14 protein-coding genes are annotated in these 14,515 nt (G+C 60.0%); 2 read left to right on the top strand and 12 right to left on the bottom strand.

The window, feature by feature from the left end:
* The first annotated feature begins 114 nt into the window (after nt 1–114).
* Nucleotides 115–588 (top strand): cold-shock protein, encoded by a 474-nt coding sequence (locus AA74_RS0114835; protein ID WP_008499407.1) that lies wholly within the window; start codon nt 115–117, stop codon nt 586–588.
* A gap of 108 nt (nt 589–696) precedes the next feature.
* Here AA74_RS0114835 and AA74_RS0114840 read toward each other — a convergent pair whose 3' ends face one another.
* The 5 genes from AA74_RS0114840 to AA74_RS0114860 all read right to left on the bottom strand — a co-directional run bounded on the left by AA74_RS0114840 (nt 697) and on the right by AA74_RS0114860 (nt 5,729).
* Nucleotides 697–1,401: an ABC transporter ATP-binding protein gene (locus tag AA74_RS0114840; RefSeq protein ID WP_025912673.1), complete on the bottom strand. Its 705-nt coding sequence runs from the start codon at nt 1,399–1,401 to the stop codon at nt 697–699.
* On the bottom strand, nt 1,388–2,224 hold the full coding sequence (locus AA74_RS0114845) for an ABC transporter ATP-binding protein (RefSeq protein ID WP_025912674.1): 837 nt from the start codon (nt 2,222–2,224) through the stop codon (nt 1,388–1,390). Before AA74_RS0114845 ends, AA74_RS0114840 begins: the two co-directional genes overlap by 14 nt.
* On the bottom strand, nt 2,217–3,050 hold the full coding sequence (locus AA74_RS0114850; RefSeq protein WP_025912675.1) for an ABC transporter permease: 834 nt from the start codon (nt 3,048–3,050) through the stop codon (nt 2,217–2,219). Before AA74_RS0114850 ends, AA74_RS0114845 begins: the two co-directional genes overlap by 8 nt.
* Nucleotides 3,050–4,063 (bottom strand): ABC transporter permease, encoded by a 1,014-nt coding sequence (locus AA74_RS0114855; protein WP_025912676.1) that lies wholly within the window; start codon nt 4,061–4,063, stop codon nt 3,050–3,052. The genes AA74_RS0114850 and AA74_RS0114855 overlap by 1 nt, the downstream gene beginning before the upstream one ends.
* A 97-nt stretch (nt 4,064–4,160) precedes the next feature.
* Nucleotides 4,161–5,729: an ABC transporter substrate-binding protein gene (locus AA74_RS0114860; protein WP_008500967.1), complete on the bottom strand. Its 1,569-nt coding sequence runs from the start codon at nt 5,727–5,729 to the stop codon at nt 4,161–4,163.
* 201 nt (nt 5,730–5,930) lie between these two features.
* Here AA74_RS0114860 and AA74_RS0114865 point away from each other — a divergent pair, with 201 nt between their 5' ends.
* Nucleotides 5,931–6,629, top strand: coding sequence for a GNAT family N-acetyltransferase (locus tag AA74_RS0114865; RefSeq protein WP_025912677.1), 699 nt, complete (start codon nt 5,931–5,933; stop codon nt 6,627–6,629).
* 33 nt (nt 6,630–6,662) lie between these two features.
* On the opposite strand, the gene AA74_RS0114870 is transcribed toward AA74_RS0114865, so the two are convergent.
* From AA74_RS0114870 to betB, 7 genes are all read right to left on the bottom strand, one after another.
* Complete coding sequence (locus tag AA74_RS0114870) at nt 6,663–8,357, bottom strand: thiamine pyrophosphate-binding protein (protein WP_025912678.1); 1,695 nt, start codon at nt 8,355–8,357, stop codon at nt 6,663–6,665.
* A 33-nt stretch (nt 8,358–8,390) separates the two neighbouring features.
* Nucleotides 8,391–9,131 carry an SDR family oxidoreductase gene (locus tag AA74_RS0114875; RefSeq protein ID WP_025912679.1) on the bottom strand — a complete coding sequence of 247 codons (741 nt, stop codon included), beginning with the start codon at nt 9,129–9,131 and terminating at the stop codon, nt 8,391–8,393.
* Nucleotides 9,132–9,404: 273 nt separating this feature from the next.
* Complete coding sequence (locus AA74_RS0114880) at nt 9,405–10,052, bottom strand: anti-sigma factor domain-containing protein (protein WP_025912680.1); 648 nt, start codon at nt 10,050–10,052, stop codon at nt 9,405–9,407.
* Complete coding sequence (locus AA74_RS0114885) at nt 10,049–10,603, bottom strand: RNA polymerase sigma factor (protein ID WP_025912681.1); 555 nt, start codon at nt 10,601–10,603, stop codon at nt 10,049–10,051. Before AA74_RS0114885 ends, AA74_RS0114880 begins: the two co-directional genes overlap by 4 nt.
* Nucleotides 10,604–10,646: 43 nt before the next feature.
* Nucleotides 10,647–11,210: a fasciclin domain-containing protein gene (locus AA74_RS0114890; RefSeq protein WP_023326865.1), complete on the bottom strand. Its 564-nt coding sequence runs from the start codon at nt 11,208–11,210 to the stop codon at nt 10,647–10,649.
* Between the two features lie 143 nt (nt 11,211–11,353).
* On the bottom strand, nt 11,354–13,018 hold the full coding sequence (gene betA / locus AA74_RS0114895) for a choline dehydrogenase (RefSeq protein WP_008500974.1): 1,665 nt from the start codon (nt 13,016–13,018) through the stop codon (nt 11,354–11,356).
* Between the two features lie 13 nt (nt 13,019–13,031).
* Complete coding sequence (gene betB / locus AA74_RS0114900; protein ID WP_025912682.1) at nt 13,032–14,504, bottom strand: betaine-aldehyde dehydrogenase; 1,473 nt, start codon at nt 14,502–14,504, stop codon at nt 13,032–13,034.
* Between the last annotated feature and the right edge of the window lie 11 nt (nt 14,505–14,515).

Here is a 14,515-nt window from a genome sequence, read left to right on the forward strand (position 1 = left end):
CATGAGTTTTCCCCTGCCCCCGTGCAGGGGCTTTTTTTTGTCTCCTCCGTCATTGTGCATTACACTGCGCGCTGCAAAACTTTAGTCATTACGATCTGACAGGCGGTAACAGCGATGAACGGTACAATCACAACGTGGTTTAAAGATAAAGGCTTTGGATTTATCAAAGATGAAAACGGCGACAACCGCTATTTTCATGTGATTAAGGTCGCGAACCCCGATCTGATTAAGAAAGATGCCGCGGTGACCTTCGAGCCTACCACCAACAACAAAGGCCTTTCCGCCTATGCGGTGAAGGTGATCCCCGAAAGCAAACATCTCTATATCGCAGGCGAGCGCGTAAAGCTCACCTCGATCAAATCCTTCGTGGTGTTCAGCGAAGAAGAGCCCGTTGATACCAAAATCGACAAAGAGAACGCGGTGCTGTCGGTGGGCCTGCTGATGAACAGCATCAAGCCAAAATCCGATAAAAAGCCGGGCGAAATGCGCACGGTGAAGAAGCTGGCGATCACCACCTTCCAGAATACGACGCTGATCTTCACCGAAGATGAGATCGACATCGATGCCACGGTGAAGCTGCTGAAGTAATTGTTTGCCGGGTGGCGGCTACGCCTTACCCGGCCTACGAAAAACCATCAACGCGGCACGAAACGTAGGCCCGGTAAGCGCAGCGCCACCGGGCACCGCCGCACGCACTTAACCCATCCTGTGCTCGCCCCGTAACATCGCCTCACGGTCAAACATCTTCTGGATCTTCCCGTGCGCCATCAATGCCGCCCGGTCGGACATATGGGCAATCACGTCCGCGTCGTGACTCACCAGCAGATAGGTCATCTCATGCTCGGCCTTCAGGCGATTAAGCAGGTTCAGGATTTCCGCCTGCACCGACATATCCAGCGCCGAGGTCGGCTCGTCCAGCAGCAGTAGCTGCGGGCGCAGCAGCAGCGCGCGGGCAATGGCAACGCGCTGACGCTGGCCGCCGGAAAGCTGGTGCGGATAGCGCCTGCCCGCGTCGGCGGAGAGCCCCACTTCGTGCAGCGCATTGGCCACCTTCTCCGCGACCTGCGTCTCGCCGCGAATGTTCAACGGCTCCGACAGCGTGCGAGAAATCGTGTGGTTGGGATGCAGCGACGCCCACGGATCCTGAAACACCATCTGCACGTTGCGGCGAAGCTCGCCTTCAAAGCGTCGCCCTGGCATTAACGCTTCTCCCAGTAGCGCAATACTGCCGCGCCACTCGCGCTGCAGCCCCGCCAGCACGCGCAGAATAGTCGATTTCCCGCAGCCGGATTCACCGATCAGGCTGAACGTCTCGCCTTTCTCAATGCTAAAGCTGGCGGCCGAAACCGCCGTTTTTTCCCCGAAGGCGACCTGCACCTGGTTAACCTCAACGATCGCCATCGCTGGCCTCCTTCCACGGCTGCGAACGGTCGAGCGTCGGCAGCATCTGCCCATAGGTATGGGCGTCTGGACGACAGGTCCACAGGGTTCGCGTGTACGGATGCGTCGCCTGCGGGAGCCGGCTTGCCGCCATCTCATCGACCTTTTCGCCCTGATACATCACCAGCACGCGGTCGCAGTGCTCCGCCACCAGCGGCAGATCGTGGCTGATGAGCAGCATCGCCATCTGGCGTTCTTCGCACTGCTGCACGAGCAGCTCGAGGATCTGGTTGCGCAGGCGGGCGTCCAGCGCGGAGGTCGGTTCGTCGGCAATCAGCACCTGCGGGTTGTTGATCAGCGCCATCGCAATCATCACCCGCTGGCCCATGCCTCCGGAAAGTTCGCCGGGATAGCGTGACAGCACGTTCTCGCTCAGCCCGACGGCGCGGAGGATGTCGTGAATACGCGCCGTACGCTCCGGACGCGGCAGGCGCTGATGCAGGGTCAGCGCCTCATCAAGCTGGGCGGCGACGCTTTTCACAGGGTTAAGGGCGTAGCGCGGGTCCTGCAGGACCATCGCAATCCCGTTGCCGCGCAGCGCCTGCCAGCGGCGGGCGTTCAGGGTCAGCAGATCGTTGCCCAGCACGTTAAGCCGGTTGGCGCTTACGATACCGGGTTTACGCACCAGACCCATCAGGGCGCGGGCGGACATGGACTTGCCGGAGCCGGATTCCCCCACCAGCGCCAGCCGCTCGTTGCCAAGCGTAAAGCTCAGGTTGTTGACCACGCGTGCGGCGGGGTAGTCGATATTCAGCGCATCGACGATGACGCGGTGTTCAGTCATGCTGTGGCTCCAGTACATCGCGCAGGCCATCGCCCAGCAGGTTAAACGCCAGGCTGGCAAACAGAATCGCTCCGCCCGGAATAGCGGCAATCCACCACTGGTCGAAAATCACCTGCATGCCGTCGGCAATCATCGCGCCCCATTCGGCCATGGGCGGCCGTGCGCCAAGGCCGAGGAAGCCGAGACCGGCGGCGGCCAGAATAATCCCCGCCAGATCCAGCGCCAGCCGCACAATCGCGGACGGCAGGCACAGGGGCAGAATATGGCCGACCAGCAGGCGCGGGCCGCGGATCCCCATCATCTCCGCGGCGGCCAGATAATCGCTGTGGCGCAGACGCTGAATCTCGCTCCGGGCCTGACGCGCGTAGGCGGGCCAGGTGGTTAAGGCCAGCGCCAGCGCGCCGTTGACCAGCCCCGGGCCGAGCATCGCCACAAACGCGAAGGCGAGGATCAGGCGCGGCATCGACATCACCACGTCGGTAAAGCGCATCAGGACTCGCTCCAGCCAGCCGCCGTAGTAGCCGGACAGGATCCCCACCAGCAGCCCGGCGGGCAGGGTGATAACGGTGACTAATGCCACCAGCCCGAGCGCCGGACGGGTGCCGTAAATCAGGCGCGAGAGCAGATCGCGCCCGTAGCTGTCGGTGCCCAGCCAGTGCTGGCCGTTCGGTGCCTGCAGGCGCGCGGCGGCGTCCTGCCAGTTCGGATCAACCGGTGCCAGCCAGGGCGCGAACAGGGCAATAAACACCAGCAGCGCCAGGGCAATCAGCCCGCAAACGGCGGCAGGGGAGCGGCGCAGGCGGCGTAAGAAGAGATAAAACGGCATCAGCGCACCCTGGGATCGGTCGCCCGCACAAGCAGGTCGGTAAGGTTATTGATCAGGACAAAGCAGACGCCGATCAGCAGCGTGCCGCCCATGACCGCGGTGGTGTCTCCGGCGAACAGGGCGGTGGTGAGATAGCGTCCGATGCCCGGCCACGAGAAGACGGTTTCGGTTAATACCGCACCTTCCAGCATGCTGGTATAGGCCAGGGCGATCACCGTCAGCAGGGTGCTGCGAATGTTCGGCAGCACGTGGCGCAGCAGAATGGCCATCTCCCCGGCACCCTTGGCGCGGGCAAGCAGGATGTACTCCTTGTTCATTTCGCTGAGGCAGGCGGAGCGGGTCAGACGGGTAATGCTCGCCAGCGAGTAGTAGGCCAGCAGCAGCACCGGCAGCACCAGGTGGCTGATGGCGTTGCGGAATGCCTCGCGATCGCCGGAAAGCCAGGTATCTATCAGCGCAAAGCCGGTGCGCGGCTCGACGGTGAACTGCCAGATGTCATCCAGCCTGCCGGGGCCCGCGCTCCACTGCAGCTTCGCGTAGAACAGGGCCAGCATCAGCAGGCCGAGCCAGAAAATCGGCACCGAGTTGCCGAGCAGGGTGAGCGTTCTGATCGCTAAGTCCACTGGCGAACCGGCGTAGCGGGCGCACAGCACACCCGCAATCACGCCGAGTATCGTGCCGATAATTAGCGCCAGCGTTGCCAGCTCCAGCGTGGCGGGGAAGGCGTGCAGCAGATCCTGCAGCACCGGCTGCCCGGTGGCGCTGGCGGTGCCTAAATCACCGTGGGCGAGGCTCTGCAGATAGTGCCAGAACTGCACGGGCAGCGGTCGATCCAGCCCGAGCTGGTGGCGAACCTGATCGTACGTGGACTGGCTGGCGTGATCGCCGACGATCTGCAGCACGCGATCGACCGGTGAAAACGCCGAGAGCGCAAACGTGACGAGCAGCAGCCCGAAGAGCGTGAGCAGCAGGGTCAGCAGGCCCTGAAGCACGCGGGTGGAAAGATGTGGCATGGGAAATCTCTTCATGCCGGGTGCGGCTTCGCCTTACCCGGCCTACAAAAACCGAGAACACAGGCCGGGTCAGCGCAGCGCCACCCGGCAACAAGGGCTACTTCGTGACGCGATCGTACCAGACCATATCCGCGTTCAGCCCCTGCTGATACCCCTTCACGTTATCGCGCACCACGATCTGGGTTTTGCCCTGATCGACGAACACGTACGGCGAGCTCTGCTGCAGCTGCTCCTGCATTTTCTTGTACAGATCCAGACGCTTCGCCGGATCCGGTTCGGCAACCGCCGCCAGCGTGGCCTTGTTCAGCTCCGGGATTTTCCAGCCGTTCAGTCCGGCCACGGTGCTGGACTTCCCGTCGTTCCACGCGAAGGCGCTGGCGTTGGAGTGCGCGTCGAAGTAGTCCGGGATCCACAGACGGATCGCCGCCTGATGCTGCTTCGCGCGCACGCGGGCATAGACCTGGCTCCCGGCGGCAGGCAGCAGATCCACCTTCACGCCACCCTGCGCAAAGCTCGCCTGCATCGACTGGGCAATAGTGATAAACGGCGGCTTGTTCTCCACGTCCAGCGTGAAGTGCGCGTCCTTAATGCCCGCTTTGGCAAGAATGGCTTTCGCTTTTGCCGGGTCAAATTTAAACGGATTGTCTTCCAGCGCGCCCGGCAGGCCGACCGGCAGGAAGCTCTGGTGAACAAAATACTGGCCTTTCAGCAGGTTCTTCGTGATGCCGTCATAGTCGACCAGCCAGCGCGACGCTTCCCAGAACGCCGGGTTGTTCAGCAGCGGATTGGCGCTGTTGCCGGTGTTAAACACCAGGTAATTCTGCTCGGCGGACGGAATGCTCAGCACCTTCACGCCCGGCTTGCCGTCCAGGGCGCTAATCTGGTCTGCACCCAGATCGCGCGCCACGTCCGCATCCCCCTGCTGGATCAGCAGGCGGCGTGAAGCCGGATCGGGGACGTTTTTAATGATGATGCTTTTGAGCTTCGGCGCGCCGCCGGGGGCGGAATCGTTGGCTTCCAGCACGATGGCCTGATGCGGCTGATAGACGCGCATTTTGAACGCGCCGCTGCCCGCCGAGTGCATTTTCAGCCAGGCGTTACCGAAGTCGTTATCCTTGACGTTCGCGGCGACCTCTTTTTCATCGACGATGGAGGCAATCGGCGTGGAGAGAATATTCAACGCCACCGACGGGCTGACGTCCGCCGTCCAGTGAAGCTGGAGGGTATGATCGTCCACCTTTTTCAGCTGGCTGGCGATGTTGCTCGCGTCCCAGCCCAGCACGTTGAGGATAAAGGCCGGGGATTTGTTCAGCGTCACGGCGCGGGTATAAGAGAAGATCACGTCTTCCGGGCGCAGCGGGTTGCCGGAGGCGAATGTCGCATCGGGTTTAAGCTTGATGGTCAGGGTTTTTGCTGCCGCGTCCGCGTCCCAGCTTTCTGCCAGAATCGGCGTGATTTTTTCCGGATTATCGCGGTCCGGCTGCACCAGACGCTGGTACAGGCTCGGCACGGTCTGGATGCTGGAGAGCTCGTTGGCTTCGGCCGGGTCGAGGCTCACGATGTCATCAAGCCCCTGGGCAACCACCAGCGTGTTGGGCGGCGTAGCGGCGTGGGCGGCGCCTGAGAGCGCAGCCAGCACCAGTAACGGCAACAGTTTTTTTGTCATAGCGATCCCCGAGAAGAATATATTGTGATTGTTTTATGCTCCGCTACGTTAGGGCGACTGTGACATTCCACAAAGTCGAAATTCAGCTTTAGTTATGCCTTCCGGGAATATCGCATGCGCTCGGGCTATTAAAACACGCGGCTTTTCGCCTGCTTTTTAACCTGCTATAACAAATGCCTTACCTTTCAGGGAGTCATCGCCGTGCCCGAAATCAATCAACATGGTCAAACCGTTAACGATATCGTTCCCGACTGGAAAGGCGCGCGCGCGTTGACCCGCACGCCGCTGTTCGGCCAGTATTGTCGCCTGGAGCCGCTGGACGCCGATCGCCACGCGGCCGATCTCTATGAGGCCTACGCGCTGGGCGACGACAGCGACTGGACGTGGCTTGCCAGCACGCAGCCCACGAGCGTGGAAGCCACCGCGCACTGGATCATGGCGAAGGTCATGGACGATGAGCTGGTGCCGTTTGCCGTCATTGACTTACGCAACGAACGGGCGGTGGGGCTGGTGAGCTATATGGCCAACGAGCGGCTGCTGGGGTCGGTGGAAATTGGTCACGTCACCTGGTCGCGCAAAATGAAAGGTTCCCGCATCGGCACCGAAACGGTGTGGCTGCTGCTGAAAAATGCGTTTGAGCACGGCTACCGGCGCCTCGAGTGGAAGTGCGATTCCATGAACGTGGCGTCGCGCAGGGCGGCGGAGCGGCTGGGGTTTGTCTGGGAGGGACGCCTGCGCCAGAAGCTGGTGCGTAAAGGGCGCAACCGCGACAGCGATATGCTTTCTATTATTGACGGCGAATGGCCGCAAAGAGACGCGGAGCTGCGCGCCTGGCTGGCGGCAGAGAATTTTGACGAGGAAGGGCGGCAGATAAAGCGGCTTGAGGCGTTTCGGTTATAAGTTTTTTATGTAGGGTACAGCGTAAACGCGCGGTTAATCCGCGGAAATCGCGATTTCAATCAGGTTGGTTTTTCCTGACTGCAGGCCGCGCGTTACCGCTTCGGCGATATCCGCAGCTTCGGTCACCCGGCAGCAGTGGACGCCCATGGCGGTGGCCAGCGACTGAAAATCGATATGCGGGTTCACCAGGTCCATCCCGATAAAACGCCCCAGCCGCGTTGAGCTGTAGTCAGCCTGGCTCTTCATAAAGTTTTTCAGGATGTTGTACTCCCTGTTATTCATGACGATAAAGGTGACCGGCAGATTTTCGTGTGCCGCCGTCCAGAGCGCCTGCGGCGAGTAGAGGGAAGCTCCGTCACCTATCAGGCAGACCACCGGCTCCCGTCCGCGTCCCAGCGAGTGCCCTACTGAGGCAGGCATCCCCCAGCCCAGTCCGCCGCCGCGCATAAAGTAGTAGCGCTGGTGCTGCTGGTCAGAGATGAACCGGCGGACATGCCTGGCGGTCGCTATCGCCTCATCCACGATGGTGGTACCCGCCGGAATGGATCGGATGACTTCCCAGGCTGCGACCATCGGGGAGATCGCCGGGCGTAGCCGCTCGGCGGCCAGACGTTCCTCCTGTTGCTGCCACTCCTTCTCCCGTTCATCGCGGGCCGCAACCAGCAGCCGCTGGTGGACCAGCCTGCTGGCGATCAGGCGCTGCTTAAGCTTTGGCAACAGTTCGTGCAGGGACAATTTGATATCTCCCATCACCGAAAGGCGAGTGGCATAGGTGCGGCCAAGTTCGTGCATATCCGCCGAGAGCTGATACACCGCGCAGGTCGCCGGAATGGCCTCCCCCTCGCTGTACAAAATAGTGATCAGGCTTCTGCCGCCGATGATGAATACGGCATCGTAGGCGTTGATGATGCTGGCGATTTCGCTGGCGGTGGTGGGCATATTGCCCCGCCAGAGCGCGTGCTGAGTGGGAAAAGGTAAATTCAGCGGCCAGGAGGAGCCGTAGACGTGGGCGCTGAGCGCTTCCGCCAGCTCGACAATCTCCTGCGTCGAGCCGCTGGAGTGCACCTCATCGCCCGCCACAATCATGATCCTGCCGGGCTTAACCTGGCTCAGTTCTTCGGCCAGCTCGTCCAGCGAGCCCGCCACGGTGTGGTAGTTCACTCTCGACGCCGTCTGTATCCCGGCATCGCTCAGCTCTTCCATCACGTTCATCGGCAGAGAGAGCAGCACCGGGCCGCCAGGAGGATAGCTGGCAGCGTGAAACGCGCGGCGCACCAGCACCGGGAGCTGGTCGGCGCTGGTGACCTCCTGCGCCCACTTCATGACCGGAGAGCCGATGGACACAATATCATCATACAGCAGCGGGTCGCGGACGTAGTGCCGCGTATCCTGCTGTCCAACGGTCACCACCAGCGGGGTTTTCATGATCCGCGAATTAATGAGATTCCCCATCCCGTGCCCCAGACCGCTGGCGGTATGCAAATTGATAAAACCGGTCTTGCCTGAGGCTTTCGCATAGCCGTCGGCAATCGCCACCACGGTGCTCTCCTGAAGCGCCAGAATATAGTGAATATTTTCATGGCGAAGCAGGGCATCAATGAGCGGAAGTTCGGTGGTGCCGGGGTTGCCAAAAATATATTCCACGCCTTCACTCTCCAGCACTTCAAGAAGAATATCGGCACCCGTTCGCATATTGAGATCTGATAAGGACGTTAATGATTTAATCATACTGACACCTCATTCAGTATTATTTAACGCAGGCTAAAATTCTTCCTGCGTTGGACGCACAACAATTTCATTAATATCAACGTCGCCAGGCTGTTCTATGGCAAATAAAACCGCGCGGGCAATTGCGTCAGCCGGAATAGCCTGCTTATAAAATTCATGGAGAAATTTTTTACTCTCTTCGTCAGAGCTGCCGAATTGCAGTTCGCTTTCGACGGCGCCGGGCGAAATAAGCGTCGTGCGGATAGTTTTACCCGCCTCCTGACGTAAGCCTTCACTCAGCGCGCGGACGGCGAATTTTGTGGCGCTGTACACCACGCCGCCAGGTGCCAGCACCTTGATGCCCGCGACGGAGGCAACGTTAATAAAATGCCCGCAGCCCTGACGCTGGAACACCGGCCACGCGGCCGCGATGCCGTACAGCACCCCTTTCAGATTGGTGTCAATCATCTTGTCCCATTCGTCGGTTTTCAGCTCGCTCAAGGGGGCGATAGCCATAAAGCCCGCGTTGTTGATTAGCACATCCACGCGCTGGTAGGCGGCAACGGCAGCGTCAATGGCGCGCTGAACCTCTTCCTGACGGGTCACGTCGGCCTTCACGGCTATCGCCTTGCCGCCTTGCTGAATAATCTGATCCACCAGGGCATTAATTCTGTCCCGACGGCGCGCCACCAGCACCAGCGAAAACGCGTTATTCGCTAAATGGAGGGCAATCGCCTGACCAATACCGCTGCTGGCACCGGTAATGACAACAACCTTGTTTGCACTATTATTCATGATCTTATCTCGCTATTGAGTGATGCAAAAAATAAAAGGCAGAGAAGCATTAATGAATAATGACAAATTCATTAATGCGGTTTTTGATATATTGTGTATCGGGAATAAAATGATGTTCGTTTAAAACTTAATGGAGTACGCAAGAGTCTGTCAATGTCGTTTTTTAATAATTACATTAATTACAGGCTTAATATTTAATTCTTATAGGTAACCGAGAAAAGTATATAAATGAAATGGGGGCACGATAGCGGCCCTGCGAACAGGGCCTGAGAATTACAATTTGCCACTGTAAAGCACCGGGCCTGTGGGGAGTCCAGTGGGCGATCCGCCCTCTGGTTCAAGGCTTATGGCTATCGTGGCGTCAGGAGGGAGCGTTGTGTTCCTGAGGGTGACGCGTGTCGGTATGTCGTTATGCAGCAGCCCCATGGAGACCGGCGCCTGCCCGCCTGGGATCAGCCAAAGCTGGAGGCTGTGTTGCGCCGCGACGGCCGTCGGCCGAAGAGGGGCAATGCTCAGGTGCTGGCGGCTGGCATCCGCGCTGACGACCCATTCCCCGTGCTGTTGGGCATCGTTGAGGACCATCAGCGGAGCGAGTTCCGGGGTACGGATGGCATACCAGGCAACGACCGACAGGGCGGCGAGGGAGGCTGCAACCATCCAGCCGACATAAGGCCGACTTTTGCGTAAAGGCTTTTTGGGCGGCAGATCGAGGGCGATTCTTTTCCACACCGTCTCGGGTGGAGGGATGGGCACAAGATGACTATCCAGCGTGCTGAACATTTTCTGCCAGTACGCGACGCGGGCGGCCAGAGCCGGTTCACGGAGGACCCTTTTCTGGAACTGAAGCCGCGCCCCTCCGCGCAGGGTGCCGAGGGCATACTCTGCTGCCAGCATGTCGTCGCGTTTTTCTGCGTCATTCATAGCCCCACGCACTCCCGAAGATGATCCATTGCCCGACGTATCCAGCTTTTCACCGAGCCCACGGGCTGGTGGAGCCAGTCGGCAATGTCGCTGTGAGACATTCCCTGATAGTAGGCGAGCGTAATGCTCTGGCGCTGCTCGCTGCTCAAATGTTCGAGACAATGCCTGAGCCGCTCAGCCTGCGCATCGTCGTGCCAGTTATTCTGCTCATCGCTTTCGCTCAGCAGAATATCTTCCGAATACGCCTCTTCACGGGCTGCAGCCCGGGTTTGCCCGCTGCGCAGCCAGTCAATACAGCGGTTGCGAACAATATGCGTAAGCCAGGTCATCGGGGAGCTCAGGGTAGCGTTATAGGTTTCGGCTTTACTCCAGACGGTGACAAAACAGTCGTGCAGGATCTCTTCTGCCCAGGCGCGGTCGCGCAGCATGCGCAGCGCAACGGCAAACAGGTGAGGCGATGTGAGTCGGTAAAGTTGTTCAAATGCGCGGCGATCGCCGTTAGCGATCGCCTGCATTAATTTCAACTGCTGTTCAGCCAGCGCGTTATCCATGTTTTTTCCGGAAGGCAACGTCACACTTCCGAAGTATAGACAACTACTTAGGCATCAGGACGGTATCAATCACATCGATCACGCCATTTTTCTGATGGACGTCATAGGTGCTGATGTTCGCCACGTTACCTTTACCATCCTTGAGCTGAATATTGTGCGGGCCGTTACTCATGATCCACAGCGGTTGACCGTTAACGGTCTTCAGCTCCGCGTGGCCGCCGCCCTGTTTAATTTTCTGCTCCAGCGCTTTCATATCGTAATTACCGGCGACCACGTGATAGGTCAGAATGCTGGTGAGCGTGGCTTTGTTTTCGGGTTTGACCAGGTTCTCGACCGTGCCGGCAGGCAGTTTCGCAAACGCCGCATTGGTTGGGGCAAACACGGTGAAGGGCCCTTTGCTCTGGAGCGTATCCACCAGCCCGGCCGCTTTGACGGCGGCCACCAGCGTAGTGTGATCTTTCGAGTTCACGGCGTTTTCAACGATATTTTTGCTCGGGAACATCGCCGCTCCGCCCACCATCACGGTGTCTGACGTCATGGCTGCTGATGCGCCTGCACAGAAGAGTATCGCGCTGGATACGAATGCAACACTGAGTAGCTTTTTCATCATTTATCCTCGGATTAAGGAGCAAAGGCGTTGCTCACATACTCATATACGAGGGGCGGGGGGAAACTGGATGCAGGGAAATGAAAATAAATTTGTGGCGGGGAAGTGAATCCCCTCTCCCCGGTGGGGAGAGGGCAAATGACTTAGCGTCTCACCGGTGCCCCGTTCGCCACATAATACGCCGCCGTGCTCTTCGCCAGCGGCTCGCGACCGCGAATGGCATCGGCAATCTTCTCGCCAATCATAATGGTGGTGGCGTTCAGGTTGCCGGTGATGATCTGCGGCATAATCGACGCATCCACCACGCGCAGCCCTTCCAGCCCGTGAACGCGGCCTTCACCGTCAACCACCGCCATCTCGTCATAGCCCATCTTGCAGGTGCCGCACGGGTGGAAGGCGGTTTCCGCGTGGTTGCGCACGAACTCGTCCAGCTGCTCGTCGGTCTGGCAGTCAATACCCGGACTGATTTCACGGCCGCGGTACTTGTCCAGCGCGGGCTGGTGCATGATCTCGCGGGTGATGCGGATCGCGTCGCGAAACTCCTGCCAGTCCTGCTCGTGGGACATATAGTTGAACAGGATCGCCGGATGCTGGTGCGGATCGCGCGACTGGATGCGCACGTGTCCACGGCTCGGGGAGCGCATGGAGCCGACGTGGCACTGGAAGCCGTGTTCTTTCACCGCGTTCGAGCCGTTGTAGTTAATCGCCACCGGCAGGAAGTGGTACTGAATGTTTGGCCACTCAAACTCCTCGCGGCTGCGGATAAACCCGCCCGCTTCGAAGTGGTTGCTCGCGCCCACGCCGGTGCCGCCAAACAGCCACTCCGCGCCAATCTTCGGCTGGTTCCACCACTGCAGGGCAGGGTAGAGGGAGACCGGCTCTTTACATTCGTACTGGAGGTACATCTCCAGGTGATCCTGCAGGTTTTCCCCCACGCCGGGCAGATCGTGTACCAGCGGGATATCGAACTGCTTCAGCAGGTCAGCGTTGCCCACGCCGGAACGCTGGAGGATCTGCGGAGAGGCAATCGCCCCGGCGCTCAGCAGCACTTCTTTTTTTGCCGTCGCTTTGGATGGGATGGTGCTTTCACCCTCCAGCCACTCGACGCCCACCGCGCGTTTGCCCTCAAAGAGGATGCGATCGGTCATGGCGTGGGTGCGGATGGTCAGGTTCGGACGCGGTTTCGCCTGATCCAGATAGCCGCGCGCGGTGCTGGCGCGTCGGCCCTGCGGCGTGACCGTGCGGTCCATCGGGCCGAAGCCCTCCTGCTGATAGCCGTTAAGATCGTCGGTGCGCGGATAGCCCGCCTGTACGCCCGCCTCCACCATCGCCTCGAACAGCGGGTTCACGCCCGGTTTCGAGGTGGTAACGCTCACCGGGCCGTCGCCGCCGTGGTAGTCGTTCGGCCCCACGTCGCGCGTCTCTGCCTTGCGGTAGTAGGGCAGGCAGTTGAGGTAGCTCCAGTGCTCCAGGCCCGGCTCTTTCGCCCAGTGGTCGAGGTCCATCGCGTTACCGCGGATGTAGCACATGCCGTTGATCAATGACGAGCCGCCCAGCCCTTTGCCGCGTCCGCACTCCATGCGGCGGTTGTTCATGAAGGGTTCTGGCTCGGTTTCGTACGCCCAGTTGTAGCGCTTGCCCTGCAGCGGGAACGCCAGCGCGGCGGGCATCTGGGTGCGGAAGTCAAATCGGTAATCCGGTCCGCCTGCTTCAAGCAGCAGGACGGTGGTGTTCGGATCTTCAGTCAGTCGTGTAGCCAGCACGTTGCCGGCTGAGCCGGCCCCGATAATGATGTAGTCAAATTGCAAATAAACCTCCCGGTTAAAATATGGACTGGAATTTACCCATCTCAACCTGGATGGACTTCACCTGGGTGTAGCTCTGCAGCGTCATCACGCCATTCTCGCGGCCAATGCCGGAGTGCTTGTAGCCGCCGACCGGCATCTCTGCGGCGGATTCACCCCAGGTGTTGATCCAGCAGATGCCCGCTTCGAGCTGATGAATGGCGCCGTGGGCGCGGTTCAGGTCGGTCGTGACGATGCCTGCCGCCAGCCCGTAGTCGGTGTCGTTGGCGCGGCGAATCGCTTCCTCAATGGACTCATAGGTGAGGATGGACATCACCGGGCCGAAGATCTCTTCGCGCACGATGGTCATTTCGTCAGTGCAGTCGGTGAACACGGTTGGGGCCACCCACGCGCCGTTATCGAAGCCTTCGCCCTTCAGCACGTCGCCGCCGCACAGCACGCGCGCGCCTTCCTCTTTGCCTTTGGCGATGTAGCGCATCACGCTGTCGCGGTGCGGGAAGCTGACCATCGGACCAAAGTTGGTGCTTTCATCGAACAGATCGCCCGCGCGGATGCGGCCCACGCGCTCGACGATTTTCTGCTCAAACGCTGCTTTAAATTTCGCGGGCACGAACACGCGGGTGCCGTTGGTGCACACCTGGCCGGAGCTGAAGAAGTTGGCCATCATGGCGATGTCCGCCGCGAGATCCAGATCCGCATCGTCGAAAATAATCAGCGGCGATTTGCCGCCCAGCTCCATCGTCACCTCTTTCAGAGACGAGGCCGCCGAGTTGGCCATCACTTTTTTGCCGCTGGCGACGCCGCCGGTGAAAGAGACTTTCGCGATGCCCGGATGCTCGGTCAGGTACTGGCCGGTCTCTGCGCCCACGCCAGGCAGGACGTTAAACACGCCGTCCGGCAGGCCCGCTTCGGTGTAGATCTCGGCAAGCTTCAGGGCGGTAAGCGGCGTCACTTCGCTCGGCTTGAAGATCATCGCGTTGCCCGCCGCCAGCGCCGGGGCCGATTTCCACAGGGCGATCTGGATCGGGTAGTTCCACGCGCCGATGCCCGCCACCACGCCCAGCGGCTCGCGGCGAGTGTAGACGAATGAGGTCTCACGCAGCGGGATCTGGCTGCCTTCCAGCGCCGGGATCAGCCCCGCGTAGTACTCCAGCACGTCCGCACCGGTGACGATATCCACGGTTGAGGTTTCGGAATACGCTTTACCGGTGTCGAGGGTTTCCAGCTTTGCCAGCTCGTCGTTGCGCTCGCGCAGGATGTCGACGGCGCGACGCAGAACGCGGGAGCGCTCCATGGCGGTCATCGCCGCCCAGATTTTTTGCCCGCGTTTTGCGCTTTCCACGGCGCGGTCGACATCTTCACGCCCGGCGGCCTGTACGGTCGCCAGAACGTCACCGTTGGCCGGGTTGATGGTCTCGAAGGTGCGACCGCTGGTGGCCGATGTATAACCACCATTGATATAAAGCTGCTGTTCTGCCATTCGGGACATAAATTCTCCTC

This window comes from Enterobacter sp. 5-4 (genome assembly GCF_000612205.1).
In the GTDB taxonomy this organism is placed as follows: domain Bacteria; phylum Pseudomonadota; class Gammaproteobacteria; order Enterobacterales; family Enterobacteriaceae; genus Enterobacter; species Enterobacter roggenkampii.